This window comes from Mesorhizobium sp. M7A.F.Ce.TU.012.03.2.1, from assembly GCF_004006095.1.
Taxonomy (GTDB): Bacteria; Pseudomonadota; Alphaproteobacteria; order Rhizobiales; family Rhizobiaceae; genus Mesorhizobium.
On the sequence record NZ_CP034779.1, the window covers coordinates 3,218,252 to 3,234,498 of the forward strand.

The 16,247-nt window shown below is 62.6% G+C and carries 16 protein-coding genes; 12 read left to right on the forward strand and 4 right to left on the reverse strand.

What is annotated here, in order from left to right; genetic code table 11:
* The first annotated feature begins 31 nt into the window (after positions 1 to 31).
* Genes EJ079_RS15555 through EJ079_RS15575 form a run of 5 tightly spaced genes read left to right on the forward strand, consistent with a single transcriptional unit; the run spans position 32 to position 3,962 of the window.
* Entirely contained in the window at positions 32 to 979 is a 948-nt protein-coding gene (locus EJ079_RS15555; protein ID WP_127269588.1) for a FliM/FliN family flagellar motor switch protein, read from the forward strand.
* 16 nt (positions 980 to 995) lie between these two features.
* Complete coding sequence (gene fliN / locus EJ079_RS15560; protein WP_023809994.1) at positions 996 to 1,382, forward strand: flagellar motor switch protein FliN; 387 nt, start codon at positions 996 to 998, stop codon at positions 1,380 to 1,382.
* A gap of 43 nt (positions 1,383 to 1,425) precedes the next feature.
* On the forward strand, positions 1,426 to 2,436 hold the full coding sequence (locus EJ079_RS15565) for a flagellar motor switch protein FliG (RefSeq protein ID WP_027038262.1): 1,011 nt from the start codon (positions 1,426 to 1,428) through the stop codon (positions 2,434 to 2,436).
* 9 nt (positions 2,437 to 2,445) lie between these two features.
* The gene (gene flhB, locus EJ079_RS15570) at positions 2,446 to 3,528 is read left to right on the forward strand and encodes a flagellar biosynthesis protein FlhB (RefSeq protein ID WP_127396602.1); all 1,083 of its coding nucleotides are present in this window, start codon (positions 2,446 to 2,448) and stop codon (positions 3,526 to 3,528) included.
* Positions 3,525 to 3,962: a hypothetical protein gene (locus EJ079_RS15575; RefSeq protein ID WP_127380740.1), complete on the forward strand. Its 438-nt coding sequence runs from the start codon at positions 3,525 to 3,527 to the stop codon at positions 3,960 to 3,962. Before flhB ends, EJ079_RS15575 begins: the two co-directional genes overlap by 4 nt.
* A 34-nt stretch (positions 3,963 to 3,996) precedes the next feature.
* On the opposite strand, the gene EJ079_RS15580 is transcribed toward EJ079_RS15575, so the two are convergent.
* From EJ079_RS15580 to EJ079_RS15595, 4 genes are all read right to left on the reverse strand, one after another.
* Positions 3,997 to 4,767 (reverse strand): helix-turn-helix transcriptional regulator, encoded by a 771-nt coding sequence (locus EJ079_RS15580; RefSeq protein WP_127396601.1) that lies wholly within the window; start codon positions 4,765 to 4,767, stop codon positions 3,997 to 3,999.
* The gene (locus EJ079_RS15585; protein ID WP_127268993.1) at positions 4,764 to 5,474 is read right to left on the reverse strand and encodes a helix-turn-helix transcriptional regulator; all 711 of its coding nucleotides are present in this window, start codon (positions 5,472 to 5,474) and stop codon (positions 4,764 to 4,766) included. The genes EJ079_RS15580 and EJ079_RS15585 overlap by 4 nt, the downstream gene beginning before the upstream one ends.
* A 553-nt stretch (positions 5,475 to 6,027) precedes the next feature.
* The gene (locus tag EJ079_RS15590; protein WP_127809427.1) at positions 6,028 to 7,059 is read right to left on the reverse strand and encodes a histone deacetylase family protein; all 1,032 of its coding nucleotides are present in this window, start codon (positions 7,057 to 7,059) and stop codon (positions 6,028 to 6,030) included.
* A 26-nt stretch (positions 7,060 to 7,085) separates the two neighbouring features.
* Entirely contained in the window at positions 7,086 to 7,877 is a 792-nt protein-coding gene (locus EJ079_RS15595; RefSeq protein ID WP_245481873.1) for a TetR/AcrR family transcriptional regulator, read from the reverse strand.
* Positions 7,878 to 8,001: 124 nt separating this feature from the next.
* Here EJ079_RS15595 and EJ079_RS15600 point away from each other — a divergent pair, with 124 nt between their 5' ends.
* The 7 genes from EJ079_RS15600 (at position 8,002) to EJ079_RS15630 (ending at position 16,178) form a co-directional block, all read left to right on the forward strand.
* Positions 8,002 to 9,681 (forward strand): amidohydrolase, encoded by a 1,680-nt coding sequence (locus tag EJ079_RS15600; protein ID WP_127809428.1) that lies wholly within the window; start codon positions 8,002 to 8,004, stop codon positions 9,679 to 9,681.
* Between the two features lie 141 nt (positions 9,682 to 9,822).
* Positions 9,823 to 10,917: an ABC transporter ATP-binding protein gene (locus EJ079_RS15605; RefSeq protein WP_127380735.1), complete on the forward strand. Its 1,095-nt coding sequence runs from the start codon at positions 9,823 to 9,825 to the stop codon at positions 10,915 to 10,917.
* 2 nt (positions 10,918 to 10,919) lie between these two features.
* Entirely contained in the window at positions 10,920 to 11,840 is a 921-nt protein-coding gene (locus tag EJ079_RS15610) for an ABC transporter permease (RefSeq protein WP_127380734.1), read from the forward strand.
* Positions 11,833 to 12,633: an ABC transporter permease gene (locus EJ079_RS15615; protein ID WP_023809983.1), complete on the forward strand. Its 801-nt coding sequence runs from the start codon at positions 11,833 to 11,835 to the stop codon at positions 12,631 to 12,633. The genes EJ079_RS15610 and EJ079_RS15615 overlap by 8 nt, the downstream gene beginning before the upstream one ends.
* 23 nt (positions 12,634 to 12,656) lie before the next feature.
* Complete coding sequence (locus EJ079_RS15620; protein ID WP_023809982.1) at positions 12,657 to 13,691, forward strand: extracellular solute-binding protein; 1,035 nt, start codon at positions 12,657 to 12,659, stop codon at positions 13,689 to 13,691.
* Between the two features lie 68 nt (positions 13,692 to 13,759).
* Positions 13,760 to 14,959, forward strand: a complete 1,200-nt coding sequence (locus EJ079_RS15625; RefSeq protein WP_127809429.1) for a serine hydrolase — start codon at positions 13,760 to 13,762, stop codon at positions 14,957 to 14,959.
* A 37-nt stretch (positions 14,960 to 14,996) separates the two neighbouring features.
* Positions 14,997 to 16,178: a serine hydrolase domain-containing protein gene (locus EJ079_RS15630; protein WP_127809430.1), complete on the forward strand. Its 1,182-nt coding sequence runs from the start codon at positions 14,997 to 14,999 to the stop codon at positions 16,176 to 16,178.
* Positions 16,179 to 16,247 lie beyond the last annotated feature (69 nt).

Genomic DNA, 16,247 nt, shown 5'->3' on the forward strand with positions numbered 1-16,247 from the left:
CGATGCGCGATAGATCGGTCCCAGCACTGTCATGACCAGTCCGGGCAGCCCAGCGGAAGCGCGTTCGCTGATCATCGAGCGTCTGGTCGGCGACAGCGGCGAGGCCGCGCAGGTCATCGACGCAGGCCGCGCCATGGCCGAACGCGCCGTACCGCTGTTGCAGAAAAGCCTGACCAGCGAGCTTGGCGTTCCGGTCGTCGTCGACCTCAAAGCGATCGAGGTCAGCCGCGTTCCCGAGGCGCGTTCGCGTGCCGGCGACACGTTTGCCATGACCGTGATCGGCTCGTCGGCGTCCTCTGATGCGATGACCCTGGTGATCGATGCTCCGGCGATCGCGATCATGGTCTGCACGCTGTTCGGCGGCGACCCGGATCTGCCGGCATCGCCGATCGAACGCGATCTGTCGCAGATCGAAATCGATGTTTCGACCATGGTGTTCCAGCAGGTCGCGCAGGCCCTCAACGGATCGGGAAAGCGCTCGCTCGACCTGCGCCTGCCCGCGCCGCGAGCAATGTCCGGCACCGAGGCGAAGCGGTATGTGCTGCGCGATGGCGCGGCAATCCGTATCGTGCTTGGCATCTCGACGCCGGCCGACAGTGGCACCGTCACGGTGACGATGCCGCAGCGCGTCGTGCTGGCCAGCCGCGACGGAGCCGTGCCTGTCAGCGACGACGATCACGGCCCCAGCTGGCGCGCCCGCTTTTCGGAAGAGGTGATGCGCTCCACCGTGGCGCTCGAGGCCACTATGCCGCTGGCGCGGCTGACGCTCGGCGACCTCGCCGGTTTCGAAATCGGCGACGTCATCGAATTCGAGGAAACGGCCCAGTCCCAGGCGCGTCTCAGCGCACGGGGCAAGACGCTGTTCGTATGCGAGTTCGGCAAACTGGGACAGAATTACACCGTCCGGATCAGGCATCCTTACGACGCCGGGCAGGACTTTATCGACGGGCTGATGCCGGCTGCCGCCGGACGCGCCTGAGCATTTGGAGACGATCATGGCCAAAACCAAGGCGGAAGCCGACCTCGACCAGCCGGACGAGCAACTCGATCGCGCCATCGAAGAGTTGCGCGGTGTCCTGCATGAAGAGGAGCAACGCCCCGATGCGGCCTTCAGGGCGGCCTCATCAGCCAATTCGAGCGTGATCATGAACATCCCCGTCGATGTCCAGATCATCCTCGGCAGCACCGAGATGCCGGTCTCCGATCTGATGGCGCTGCAAAAAGGCTCGACCGTGGCGCTCAATCGCCGCATCGGCGAACCTGTCGACGTCGTGGTCAACGGCCGCAAGATCGCGCGCGGCGAGATCACCGTGCTGGAAAGCGATCCGTCGCGGTTCGGCATCAGGCTGACCGAAATCATCGCCGGCACGAAGGGCGCCTAGACATGGTTTGCGGGGCTTGCCGGTGGCAGCGGAGGCGAGTGGCATGACGACGCCGGTGACCTTGACCCGCGCGCAGAAGGCGGCCGCCATACTTGTGGCGATGGGCAAGCCGTCGGCCAGCCGCCTGCTGAAATTCTTCAAGCAGGAAGAACTGAAGGCCCTGATCGAGGGCGCCCGCCTGCTGCGGACGATTCCGCAAAGCGATCTTGAGCGCATCGTCGCCGAGTTCGAGGCCGAGTTCACGGAAGGGGCGGGATTGCTTGATTCCGCCGACAGGATGGACACCATCCTCAACGAATCGCTCTCGCCCGAAGAGATGAGCGCGATCATGGGCGACAAGAAATTCGAGGTCGCACCGGAAGGCCCGCCGCCGATCTGGCCCGAACTCGAAAAGCTCGAACCGGCGCGGCTTGGTGCCTTCCTGGCCGGTGAGCATCCGCAGACGGCGGCCATGGTGTTGTCGAAGCTGGCGCCGCAGGTGGCGGCCAACGTGCTGCTGACACTGACCAAGCCGATGCGTGGAGAAATCATCAAGCGCATGGTGACGATGGCCAATGTTCCCGACGCTGCCGCCAGGATCGTCGAAAACCGGCTGCGCACCAGCGTGCTGGCGGAAACCTCGACCAAGGACACCTCGGCCGGGCAGGCGCGTGTCGCCAGCGTTCTCAACGAACTCGACAAGCCGCTGCTCGAGGAGGTCATGCAGGATCTGGAAGCAGCCGGCACGCCTGATCTCGACGGTGTGAGGGCCCGCCTGTTTGCTTTCGACGACTTGCCGTTGCTCACCCAGAAAGCCCGGGTGCTGCTGTTCGACGGGCTGTCGACGGAGTTGGTCACGCTGGCCCTGCGCGGCACTTCGGCCGCACTCGCAGAATCGGTGCTGTCGGCCATCGGCGCCCGCTCGCGGCGCATGATCGAAGCCGAACTCGGACAGGGCTCGGACGGGGTCCCTCTCGCCGACATCACGGCGGCCCGCAAGACGATCGTTACGACGACGATCCGCCTGTCGCGCGAAGGCGCCTTCGAACTGCCCTCGACCCAAGACGCCGCCTAAGGCCGCGCCATGGCTGACGCGGTCGACAAGGATTCGAAAACCGAAGAGGCGACGGAAAAGAAGATCCGCGACACCATCGAACAGGGCAAACTGCCCCATTCGCGGGAGACAGCGCTCCTTGCCTCGTTCGTTGCCATCCTGGTGTTCACCGTCTTCTACGCCAAGGATGCGATCATCGATCTCGGCATGTTCCTGTCGATGTTCCTGGAGAAGCCGGAAGCCTGGCCGATGGACACCGAGACCGACGTCATCGCGCTCTACAAGATCGTCCTCCTCGAGGTTGGCCGCGCCGTCCTGAGCCTGATGGTGCTGCTGACCGTCGCCGGCGTCGGCGCCTCGGTGTTCCAGAACATGCCGCAATTCGTAGGCGAGCGGGTCCGGCCGCAACTCTCGCGCATTTCGATCGCCAAGGGGTGGAACAGGCTGTTCGGCATCCAGGGTTGGGTCGAGTTCCTGAAGTCACTCGGCAAGGTCGGGTTTGCCATCGTCGTGCTGAGCTTCACGCTGTCGGAAGACCACCGAAAGCTGCTCGCCGGGATGATCACCAATCCGGTCGCCTTCGGTCTCGTCATCCGCGGCATCGCCGTCGACATCCTGGTGGCGATCGTCTTCGTCATGGGGCTGATCGCGGCAATCGACATCGTCTGGTCGCGCTTCCACTGGAAGCAGGATCTGCGCATGAGCAAGCAGGAGGTCAAGGACGAGTTCAAACAGTCCGAGGGCGACCCGATCGTCAAGTCGCGGCTGCGCTCGCTGGCGCGCGACCGGGCGCGCAAGCGGATGATGACGGCGGTGCCGCGCGCGACGCTGATCATCGCCAACCCAACGCACTTCTCGATCGCGCTGAAATATGTGCGCGACGAGGACTCGGCACCCATGGTGCTGGCCAAGGGGCAGGATCTGGTGGCGCTGAAAATCCGCGAGATCGCGCGGGAACACAACATCCCGGTCTTCGAGGACGTGGCGCTCGCCCGCTCCATGTACAAGCAAGTTTCGGTCGATAGTGTGATCCCGTCACAATTCTACCAGGCCGTCGCCGAACTGGTGCGGATCGTCTACTCGAAAAAGGCTGAGCGCAGACAGATTTCATGAACCGGCAACCACACGCAAAATCTCGCGAGATCATAGTCGCCAGCGCCATCGAGCAGGTGGTGGGGGAACTCAGGCTGATCGATGTCGCCGACTACATCGCCTTTATCCGGCTGGAGCATTTCGCGTGCCTGTCGGACCTGGTTGATTCAGCGGTCGAGTTGTTCTTCATGCCGGGCACTCTGCGGCTCGGCCATGGTGGTGAGGCGCATGTCGACTGGAGCGGCAGCCCGCGCATCGTGCTCGATCTGGAACTGAGGCCGCCCGGCGTCACCGTCTATTTCCAGCTGACGCTGAGCGAGCTCGGCGCTTCGGTGGCGGTCAACTACGTGTCGTTCGAGAAGCCGGGCGAAGACCCGGAGCACAATACGGCGCTGCTCGAGGCGGTGATCGAACAGGCGCGCATCCGCAGGGTCGAGCCGCTCGCCTATCGCTGACGTCGGTCGCTATCGAGCTGCCTGTCGAAAACCCCTATTCGATCAAGCCCAGCCGCAGCGCCTTGGCCACGGCCTGGTTGCGATTGACGGCGTTGAGCTTCTGGGTCGATTGGGTCAGATACTGGTTAGCGGTGTGCACCGATAGTTTCAGGAGCCGCGCAATCTCTTCGCTGGTGTTGCCGTTGGCGGTCAGCTTCAGGCATTCGAGCTCGCGCTTGGAGATTGCCCGCATGCGGCCGGTATCGCCCGGACGGATGCGGGCGACGGCGGCGAACAGCGAAAAGCAGCGGGCGTGTATTTCGTAGAGCGCATCCTGCTGCAAGGTCATCTCCGAGCCCAGGAATACGACAAGACCGCATTGGCCGCGGTCGGCGTGCACGGGAAAAGCGATGCCGCTGGTTCCGGGCACCAGCGCCGCCATCTGCTCGGTCCAGGCGAGAGTGGTAAACAGCTCCACCATGGCAAGGACGCCGTCATCCGTCCACCAGCGCGGTTCGGTCGAGAGGCGGGTGTGGCGCACGATCTCCTCGCCGTTGGCGCCTGAGATGAACTTGGTCGCCACGGCAATGCCCGGATAGTCGGAATCAAAGCATGGCACGAGCCGCGCCCGCTCGGGCGAGGGGCTTACGAAGAAGAGGCCGAAAGCCGAGGCATTCATGTCAACGGCGATCCAGCGGCAGCGGCGCACGGCATCGGGAATGGTGACAGCGTGATGGGTTTCGGAGCTAAGGGTGAAGGCCCCGAACGGGTTGCGCTGCTCGTTGAAAAGGGCTTCGGCCGTTTCCTTGATATCGGCGTGTTTCAAATGATGCCGCTCCTGATCGCCGTGGCGATGGCCATCGCGCGGTTGCTGGCCGCAAATTTCTGGATGGCGTGGGTGATGTAGCTGTTGACGGTGTTGGAGGAGACGCCAAGGATGACGGCGACCTCGTCGGTGGTCTTGCCTTCGGAAACCCAGAACAGGCATTCGCGCTCGCGATCCGACAACGGATCCTGCATGGCGGCAGCGGCAATCAGTTGCGGGATGTGCGAGAGCGCGTAGCAGCATTTCAGTTGCGCCCGCATCAACGCCGGCTGGTCGATGCTGCCGGCGGTCGCCGCAGAGAACAGGGCGAACAGGCGCTGGCGACCGACATTAAGGCGCAGCGAATAGATTTCGGCATGGCCGAGCACGTCGAGAAGGCGGGCTTCCTCTCCGGTGATCAATCCGTCTGTTTCTGGTGCCCGGGATGCCACGAGCGGATGTGGACGGATACCTGGCGCGACGGTGAGCGCGCCTTGCGCGAGCCCGGCGATCAGCCGCTTGCCGATCAGTTCGATGGCATCGAAAATCCAGTTGGAGGAGACGATGCGCGCATCGTTGCGGTCCTGGTCGTGGACAATGGCGACCAACATGTAGCTGTCGGCCCCGATCTCGGCGGTCAGTTGCATGAAAAAGCTGGTGAGATCGCCGCGCGACGTCAGGCGCGAGCCCAATGTGTCGGATTGAAGAAGTGCGGCGGGACTGCTCATTCTTGTTGCTTTTGGCCGGAATCGTTTCTGCTGTCCGGATGCTGGGAGCCAGCCGCCGAACCCGAATACGCATTACTTTGACGAAGACACACGCGTGGCGCAGGGCTGCGCCGAACCAAATCCCGAATCCATTCAGGGAACGCGAAGCCGTCCGCGTCTGGTGCCGGAAAAGCTCCGGAACAAGAGACTTTGGGTGGTCGCCGCGCCCCCCAAGGACCGGCTGATTCGGGTCTAATCTACCCGCAGTTGAATCTGACATCAAACGCGATTTGACAAAATCGAATCCGGTGGACTCACGTGCGACTCAGAGGTCGGTTTTCGCGCCTCGGACAGAAGACCGGGACGCGAAAATCTTCGCCGGCCATTTCGGCAGCCGGTCGATTTCCCCAGGCTAGGGAGTATTTGAATGGACGGGCGCGCCGGTGCTGGCGCCGAACGCTAAGGCCTTGGCCTGATCGTGGGAGCCGGGCGATGTTGCCGCCCGGTCCCGGTGGCCTTTTGCTTATGCCTGTCGTTGTCCCAAAACCGCTAGATGCTCCGGGACGACAGGCATTTACCGATCCTCGAACCCGGTCAGCACGCCGACCGCGTTGATGCCGATCTCCTCGACGGCATAGCCGCCTTCCATGACGAACAGCGTCGGCAGGCCGAGCCCGGCGATGCGGCGGCCGATCTTGGGATAGTCCGATGTCTTCAGCTTGAACTGGCTGATCGGGTCCTTCTCGAACGTATCGACACCCAGCGAGACGATGACGACATCCGGTGCATAAGCGGTGAGCCTGGCGCAGGCATCCTCGAGCGAGGCGTTCCATGCATCCCAGTCGGTGCCGAAGGGCATCGGATAGTTGATGTTGAAGCCTTCGCCGGCACCCGCGCCGCGTTCGTCGGCATGGCCGAGGAAGAACGGGTACTCGACCATCGGATCGCCATGCAGATTGAGCACCTGGACGTCTGCACGGTCGTAGAAGATCTCCTGCGTGCCGTTGCCGTGGTGATAGTCGACGTCGAGGATCGAGATGCGTCTGGCGCCCTGGTCGCGGAACCATTGCGCGGCGACGGCGGCGTTGTTGATGTAGCAATAGCCGCCCATGAAGCCAGCCCCGGCATGGTGGCCGGGCGGACGGCAGAGCGCGAAGGCGGAAGCCTCGCCATCCTTGACCAGGCAGGCGGCGGTCAGCGCCACGTCGTAGGAAGACTTGATCGCAGCCCATGTGCCTTCGACGAAGGTGGCGCCGGCATCGAAGGAATAATAGCCGAGCAGTGCGTCGATGCGCTTTGGCGGCACGTCGCCGCGCAGGCCGCGCGTCGGCCAGGTGAAGGGCATCGCCGTGCCCGTGAGGCCTGCTTGCAGCCATTGCGGCCAGACCGTCGGGAGAAAGTCGATATAGTCCGATTTGTGGATGCGCTTGGCGGCGGCGAGGTCATGTTCGTGCGGCGCGATGATGGGACCCAGTTTCTCGCTTTCGACCCGTGCCTTGATGAATTCGGCCCTCGATGGCTTTTCGAAACCCGGCACGATGGCTGATGTGACCAGTTCCATTTGGCCGGCATGGCCGGCGTGAAGGGGGGAGAAAACAGTCTTCATAAATTCCTCTCGAAGTGCGAAATCAGTCAAGATTCAAGATTGAGATAAGGGCTCACCAGAGCGAGCCACATTCTTTCCACATCGTCCTCGATGAGGTCGTATGTCTTGCGGTCTCTTTTCAGCCCGACAAGCCGGCAGGCGTGCCCGACGTCCATCATCAGCACGCCGAGCCGGCTGGCGATCTTGTTTTCAAGCGCCGGGTTCACATGCTGCAGCCATGCGGCGTAGAGCGCGATGATCTGCTCGTCATATTCGTTCTGGATCGGCCTGAGGTCGGCATTGCCTGAAATGGCCTCGATCACCGGCATCAGGCTGGCGTTTTCGAGGTAGAGTCTGGACGTGTCGATGAAGAGCTTGCGCACTTCGCGCCGAAACTCTTCACGGTTGGTGGGCGGGGCGACCTTGATACGCTTGGCGATCACCTCGGGAAAGGATGACAGCCAGCGCCGGGCGAGGTCCAGAAGAATGGCTTCCTTGTTGGGAAAGTATTGGTAGATCGAACCAACCGACAAGCCTGCGCGCTGCGCAATGGCGAGCGTCGTCGGCGTCTTGGTTCCTTGCTCCCGCGTCAAGACCAGCGCTGCGTCGAGAATCCGGTCGACCACCTTGCTGGAGCGTTGTTGCCGCGGCTGTTTGCGCGGTTCGAGCGCTATCTTGGTTTTGCGGTCGAGACTGCGCTTCACGCTTGATGTCCTCGTTCCCCGCCCGGTCTCAACATGGTGGGAGCTTGCTGTCCACAATACATTCCAGATTCGGTATGTTGACAAACGCGAATAATCAGTCGCATTCTTTATCCACGCTGCCTCTTGGGATGACAAGGGGAATTTCCAAGACAGCGCACTGGCATTCTTTTTCGTCCATGGCGTCGCTCCGGTGGGGTGGCAGGTCGTTGGACAAGAGGGTTTGTCGGTCCCAGTCAGTCGTCAAAAGCGCGGAGTTGCGATGTCTGTCACAGGTGCGGGTCACAATGCGGATCTGATCGTCATCAACGGTCTCGTGCAGACCATGGACGACGACAATCCCACCGCCGAGGCTGTCGCCGTCAAGGATGGCGCAATCATCGCCATCGGCAGCCGTGCCTCCATCGAAGAGTTCAAGGGACCGGCCACCAGGGTCATCGACGCCAAGGGCGGTTCGGTGGTCCCGGGGTTCATCGAAGCCCATATGCATCTGTTTTCGGGCGGGGCTGAACTTGCCCACCTTCAACTCACCGGTATTCATGGCTTCGAGGCGCTGCAGAAGGCGATCCGCGACTATGCGCCGACCCGGCCCGACGCGAAGATGCTGGTCGGCCAGGGCGTCGACTACACCGTGCTCGGCAGCGAGCGCGTGACGCGCCATCACCTCGACGCCATCTTGCCCGATCGCCCGTTCTGCATGGCGGCGCCCGACCATCACACCATGTGGGCCAACACCAAGGCGCTGGAAATGGCCGGCATCCTGCAGGGGCGCACGCTTGGTCCGGGCAATGAGATCGTCATGGGTGACGATGGACTGGCCGCTGGTGAATTGCGCGAGGGTGAGGCCTTTGGCCCGGTGCTCGATCTTGCCGGCGAAGGCCGGGTGCGGCTGGGGCTGTCGACCGGCGGCGAGCCGGACCCGATGCCGACGACGGCGGAGCGGGACGCCGACCGCGACATCATGCGGCGCGGGCTCGCCTGGTGCGCCCGCCACGGCATCACCTCGATCCAGAACATGGACGGCAATCTCTATCAGCTTGAGCTGCTGGCCGAGATCGACGCCGAGGAAGGCTTGCCCTGCCGCGTCAAGATCCCGTTCCACTACAAGAATTTCATGACGCTCGACATGCTCGACAAGGCGTCTGATATGGCCGAACGATACAACAGCGAATGGCTGTCGTCGGGCATGGTCAAGGTGTTCTACGACGGCGTTCTCGATTCCTGGACAGCTGTCATGGTCGAGCCTTATGCCGACCGGCTCGACTGGGTGGGCGAGCCGCTGTTCACGCCGCAACAGTTCATCGATCTGGCCGTCGCGGTCGACAGACGCGGGCTGCAGATCGCCGTGCATTCGATCGGCGACGGCGCGGTGCGCGCGGTGCTCGACGGTTATGAGGCGGCGCAGAAGGCGAACGGCAAGCGCGACAGCCGTCACCGCGTCGAGCACATCGAGGTCACCACCACCGCTGATGTGCCGCGTTTCGCCGAACTCGGCGTCATTGCCTCCATGCAACCGCCGCATCCGCCGGGCGCAATGGATTTTCCACTGGAGCCGACGGTATCGCGCATCGGACCGGCGCGCTGGCCGCTGAGCTATGCCTGGCGGACCTTGAAGGATGCCGGCGCGCATGTCGTCTTCGCATCCGATTGGCCGGTGTCGCCGATCGATCCGATCCTGGGCATTCAGGCGGCAGTGTTGCGCAAACCGTGGGCAGAAAGCGACCCGGACCAGAGTTTCTCACTGCATGAAGCGATCGCCGGTTACACGATCGAGGGCGCCTACGCCGAATTCGCCGAGCACCGCAAGGGCACGCTGAAATCAGGCTACATGGCCGATCTGGTGGTTTTGTCGATGGATATCGAGAACACCGCCCCGGCCGACCTGCACAAGGTGCGGCCGGTGACGACGATTTGCGGCGGCAAGGTCACCTATCAGGCCTGACTATGGCATGGGGCTTGCAGGCCTCAATGACTGATTGAACTGTGACCCAATGCCGGGCTTGCCAACCCACCGGCCATGTGGTCACATCGAACAGGGGAAGAGCTCCGCCAGCAAGAGCGGGGTCAACAGTGAGGCGTAATCGTGCCGGACAAACCGGATCGGAATGCGATTGAAGTAGTAAACGTCAGCAAAATTTTCGGATCAGGTGAGGGGCAGGTAGCTGCCCTCGACACGGTCTCGGTATCTATCCGCGAGAACGAATTCTTCACGTTGCTGGGGCCATCCGGCTGCGGCAAGACGACGTTGCTCAGGCTGATCGCCGGCTTCGACTTTCCAACCGCCGGTGAAATCCTGCTCTACGGCCAGGACATCGCGCCGCTGCCACCCTTCAAGCGGCCGGTCAACACTGTTTTCCAGTCCTATGCGCTGTTCCCGCACATGACGGTCGCCGACAATATCGGCTTTGGCCTGGAGATGCTGGGCAAGCCGAAGGCCGAGATCAAGGCGCGCGTCGCCGAGATGCTGAAGCTGGTCAAGATGGAGGCACTCGCCGGGCGTCGCACCAGCCAGATCTCCGGCGGCCAGCAGCAGCGCGTGGCCTTGGCCCGCGCTTTGGCGCCGCAGCCGAAGGTGCTTTTGCTCGATGAGCCGCTGTCGGCGCTTGACTACAAACTGCGCAAGGAGATGCAGATCGAGTTGAAACGGCTGCAGCACGAGACCGGTATCACCTTCATCTTCGTCACCCACGACCAGGAAGAGGCGCTGACCATGTCAGACCGCATCGCGGTGATGTCATCGGGCAAAATCCTGCAGGTCGGTTCGCCCTGGGATATCTACGACAAGCCGGCGGAGCGCTTCGTCGCCGACTTCATCGGTGAAACCAACTTCCTCACCGCCGCCATCAGCGAGATGGCCAACGGCAAGGCGCGCGCCACGCTCAAATCCGGTGCGACCATCGAGGCGACCGTGGCCCAGGGCTTCCAGCCCAAACCCAACGCCACGGTGGTGGTTCGGCCCGAACACGCCAAGCTGACCAAGGCCAAGGGCGAACTGTCGGGGACGGTCGAAAACATCGTCTATTTCGGTACCGACACCCACATCCATGTTCATCTCGACAGTGGCGAACTCTTCACCGTACGCCAGCAGAACACGCGCAGCGCGGGCTGCGGTTTCGAGAAGGGCGACGCAGTCGGCATCCTCATCGGCAGCGATGCCGCTCAGGTTCTGAAGGACTGACGATGGCGACCGCGGAAGAAGTCGCCAAGGCAGCGGAGCGGCGCGATGTCCGTGACCGCTGGCTTTTGTCAGCGCCAGCGCTGCTGGTCATTTTCCTCGCCGCGACCGGCCCCTTGCTGATCGTGCTCGTCTACTCGTTCCTGACGCCAGGCTCCTATGGCGACGTGAAGTGGCAGTTCTCGCCGGAAGCTTGGGTATCGGTGTTTCTGGAACGCGATATCTTCGACGACACGCTTTCGATCGCCGCCGCCCACGTCACCATCTTCCTGCGCTCGATCAAGCTCTCGGTGGTGACGACGATCGCCACTTTGGTGCTTGGTTTCCCGACCGCCTATTTCATGGCGACGCGCAGCGAAAAGACCCGCGATCTCTGGCTGTTCCTGATTACCATTCCGTTCTGGACCAACCTTTTGATCCGCACCTTCGCGGTGCTGCAGATCATCCGCAACGAAGGCATCGTCAACACGATCCTGCTCAAGCTCGGCATCATCTCGGCGCCCATCCAGATACTCTACACCGACACGGCGATCCTGATCGGCATGGCCTATGTCTACCTGCCACTGATGGTGCTGCCGATCTATGCCAGCATGGAAAAGCTCGATTTCCGGTTGGTCGAGGCGGGGTACGACCTTTACGCGTCGCGCTTCCAGGTGCTGCGGCGGATCATCTTTCCGCTGGTCAAGCCGGGGGTCATCGCCGGCTCCATACTGGTCTTCATTCCAGCACTTGGCGCCTATGTGACACCGAGCGTTCTTGGCGGCGGCAAGAACATGATGTTGTCCAACCTGATCGAACTGCAGTTCGGGCAGGGCCGCAACTGGCCACTCGGCTCGGCGCTGTCGATCGCCGTCATGATCATCGTCATGGTGGCGCTGCTTGCCTATGTGCGCAATGCCGGAAGATCGGGGGTGCGTCATGGCTAAGAACTTTTCCATCAAGCACCAGCCAGGATTCACCGCGATCGCCGCGACCTGCTTTATCGTGCTGTACCTGCCGATCATCGTGCTGGTCATCTATGCCTTCAACGCGGCGAGCTCGACCTCCGAATGGGGCGGCTTTTCGCTGAAATGGTTCCAGTCGGCATGGCAGAACACGCAGGTCGTCGATGCCACGCTGCGTTCTTTCCAGATTGGCTCCATCGCGGCGGTGCTCTCCACGATCTTTGCCACCATGGCGGCGCTCGCCACCACCCGCACCGCGCCCTATCCCGGCCTCACCTTCAAATATGCGGCGATCAACCAGCCGCTGATGGTGCCCGAGATCGTCACCGGCGTGGCGCTGCTGATCTTCTTCTCGCGCATCAAGATCTTCACCGGCTATTCCGGCATCGGCTATCTGGTCGCCGCACACACGGCGTTCTGCATTCCCTTTGCCTATTTGCCGATCCGGGCGCGGCTTGAGAATATGGACCTGACGCTGGAGCGTGCCGCAGCCGACCTCTACGCGACGCCCTGGAAGGCTTTCCGGCGCATCACGCTGCCGCTTCTGTGGCCCGGCATCCTGGCCGGGCTGATGCTGGCCTTCGTCATCTCGCTCGACGATGTCGTCATCACCGAGTTCGTCAAATCGGGCGGCCAGGACACGCTGCCCACCTACATGCTCGGCCAGATCCGCCGCGGCATCACACCCGAGATCAACGCGATATCGACCGCCTTCCTGCTGCTTTCGGTCGCGATCGTCACGTTGTTTTTCTTCGTCAGCAGGAAACGAGACTGAACCGAAAAATGGGAGTTAAAACCATGAACTGGAAGACAACAGCAACCGCCATGGGGTTGGCGTTGCTCGCCTCGACGGGCCTGGCCCGCGCCGACGGCGTGCTCAACATCTACAATTGGGGCAACTACACCAGCCCCGACGTGATCAAGAAGTTCGAGGCCAAATACAACGTCAAAGTGACCATCACCGACTACGATTCCAACGACACCGCGCTGGCCAAGGTTCGCCAGGGAGGCACCGGCTTCGACATTGCGGTGCCGTCGCAGACCTACGTGCCGATCTGGATCAAGGAAGGCCTCATCCAGGAGACCGATCCTGGCAAGATGGAAAACTTCAAGAACGTGGCGCCGGAATGGGCCAATCCCGATTTCGATCCGGGACGCAAATACAGTGTTCCATGGGCGTGGGGCACGATCGGCGTGGTCGTCAATACCGATGCCTACAAGGGGCCGGCCGATAGCTGGGGCATCATCTTCAACACGCCTGACGAGCTCAAGGGCAAGGTCAATGTCGTTCCGGAGATGGGCGATGTGATGTTCGCCGCGATCAAGTATGTCGGCGGCCAGCAATGCACCGACGACAAGGCGGTGCTGAAGAAGGTGCGCGACCTGTTGGTGGCGGCCAAGCCGAACTGGATCGCGATGGAATACAACACCATCGAGAAGATGGGCGCCGGCGACTTCAAGGCGACCAGCGACTGGAACGGCTCGGCGCTGCGCCAGCGGCTGGCCAACCCGGCCATCCACTACAACTATCCGAAAGAAGGCTTCGGCCTGTGGAGCGACAACGTCGTCGTTCTTAAGGAAGCCAAGAACGTCGAGAACGCCAAGCTTTTCCAGAACTTCATCATGGACCCGGAAAACGCGGCAGGTCTCTCGGCCTTCCATCGCTACGCCAATGCCATCACCGGCTCGGACAAGTACATGCCGGCCGACATGAAGGACGCGCCCGAAGTCATCATTCCGGCCGCGGACAAGCCACGTGGCGAGCTGCAGCAGATGTGCTCGCCGGAGACCCAGGAAATTTACACCAAGATCTGGACCGAGTTGCAGAAATAAACTGGGTTCGACGGACCCGGCGGCACACGCCGCCGGGTCCGTTTTCATGTTCAAGGGACTCGGCCGTCATGGACTCCTATCGCAATTCCGATCCGCGGCCGCCGATCATGCAGGGCTCGCCGCCCGCCATGGTACCGCCGAAGCTCGACTGGGACCGGCCGCCGTGGAACCGCTGGGCGTTCCAGCACATCCGTGAAATTCTGCCGACCGCCGAAGTCTGGCGCGGCAACGGCCATCGCCACCGCTTCGAACGCGCCGAGGCCGATCTCGACGGGCTGGCGGTCGAGGACAGCGAGGGCATGCCGACGACGCTCGCCGGGTTGCTCGACGAGACCTATACGGACGGCTTTCTGGTGCTCAAGGACGGCAAGGTCGCCTATGAGCGCTATTTCAACGGCATGGATGAGCGCACGCTGCACTTGTCGCAGTCGATGGCGAAGTCCGTTACCGGTTCGGTGTTCGGCATACTGGTCGGGCGCGGCCTGATCGATCCGGCCAGACTGGTAACAGATTACCTGCCGGAACTCGGCGTTACCGGCTGGACCGGCGCCAGCGTCCAGCATGTGCTGGACATGACCAGCGGCGTCCGTTTCTCAGAGGAATATACCGACCGCTATTCCGACATCGGCCAGGTCGATGTCGCCACCGGCTGGAAGCCGGTGCCGCCGGACAGCGATCCGGCCTTTCGTTGGCCCTCGCACATGTTCGAGCTGATCCTCGGCTTGAAGGACACGATCCGCCCGCACGGGGCTCAATTCGAATACCGCTCGATCGAGACCGACGTGCTTGCCTTCATCATGGAGCGGGTGACGGGCAAACGGCTGCCGCAGGTAGTTTCGGAAGAACTCTGGCAAAAGCTCGGCGCTGATGAAAGCGCCTGCTTCACGGTCGATAGCGCCGGCTATGCGGTGGCCGACGGTGGCTTCAACGCGACGCTGCGCGACTATGGCCGCTTCGGCCAGCTGATCCTCGACAATGGTGGCGGCGTCGTGCCGGCCGGCTGGGTCGAGGCGACGCGCAACGGCAGGCATGGGCCGGACTTCAGCCCCAGCCTGCCGGAGGGCAGCTATCGCAACCAGTTCTGGATCGAGGATCCGCGCTCGCGCGCACTGATGTGCCGCGGCGTGTTCGGTCAGATGATCCATATCGACTGGAACACCGGAATGGTCGTGGTGAAGCTTTCGACCTGGCCGGATTTCGCCAATGGTGCCTATTCCATAGCGACGCTGAAGGCCGTGCACGCTATCGCCGCCACGGCACTTCGCTGAGCCCCCACAAGGAAGAAACGACCCGGAAGGAAACGCCATGACCGGCAAGACCGTGTTCGAGACCCGCTATGGCTTCCGGCGCAACCAGGTGGTGCTCGCCAACTGGCGCGAGAACCCGTTCAACCGGTGGTCGTTCCAGAATCTCGGCGAACTGGTGCCGACCGCCCGCGTGGCGGCGACGTCGGGCGTTGTCGAAACCCCCGTGTGCGATATGGGCGGGCTGCTCGGCGAGAAGGTCACGGTGGCCGGCATATCGGAGACAGTGGCTGAATTTCTCGCGCGTTCGAGCACCGACGCACTGACGGTGATGAAAGACGGCAAGATCGTCGGCGACTGGTTCGCCCCGCATATGGATTTCGGCGCCCGCCACATCATCTTTTCGATCAGCAAGTCGCTGACCGCCATCATTGCCGGCATTCTGGAAGGCGAGGGCGTATTCGACCCGGAAGCGCCGGTGACGGCCTACATCCCTGAAGCCGCCGGCTCGGCCTATGGTGATGCGAGCGTGCGGCATGTGCTCGACATGAGCGTCAGCCTCGATTTCGAGGAAGCCTATCTCGATCCGGAGAGCGCTTTCGCCCGCTATCGTCGCGCCACGCTGTGGAATCCGGGCGGCGGCACGGAGAGCCTGCGCGAATTCATTTTGACCCTGCAACGCCTTGCAGAGCCGCATGGCCAGACCTTCCGCTACCGCTCGCCGAATTCCGACCTGCTCGGCCTGCTGCTCGAGCGCGCGTCGGGCCAGCGGTTCACCGACCTGGTTCGCGAGAAGCTGTGGCTGCCGCTCGGCGCTGTCAGCGAAGCTTCGATCGGCGTCGACATGGAAGGCACGGCGCGCACGGCCGGCGGCATTTCGGTGACGCCGCGCGATCTGGCGCGTGTTGGCGAGATGATGCGGCAAGGCGGGGTGGCCAATGGCCGCCGCATCGTGCCGGAAGCCTGGGTGCGCGATACGGTTGCTAGCGGCGGCAGTTCCGAGGCTTGGCAGCGCGGCGCGATGCAGCCGCTGTTCCCGAAGGGCCGCTATCGCAACAAATGGTACCAGACGGGCTTGCCGAACGGCGCCTATTGCGGCATCGGCATTCATGGCCAGTGGCTGTATGTCGATCCCAGGACCAAAGTGGTGATCGCCAAGATGTCGTCGCAGCCCGAGCCGGTCGACGATCCGCTCGATGTCGAAATCGTCGCCTTCTTCGAGGCGCTGAGCCGCATGGTCTAGACTGGGCCCGAGCATTAGCGCTGCTTTCCTGTGGACCCGCCGGGCTGATCGAAGCGCGGCGGTTGGCGG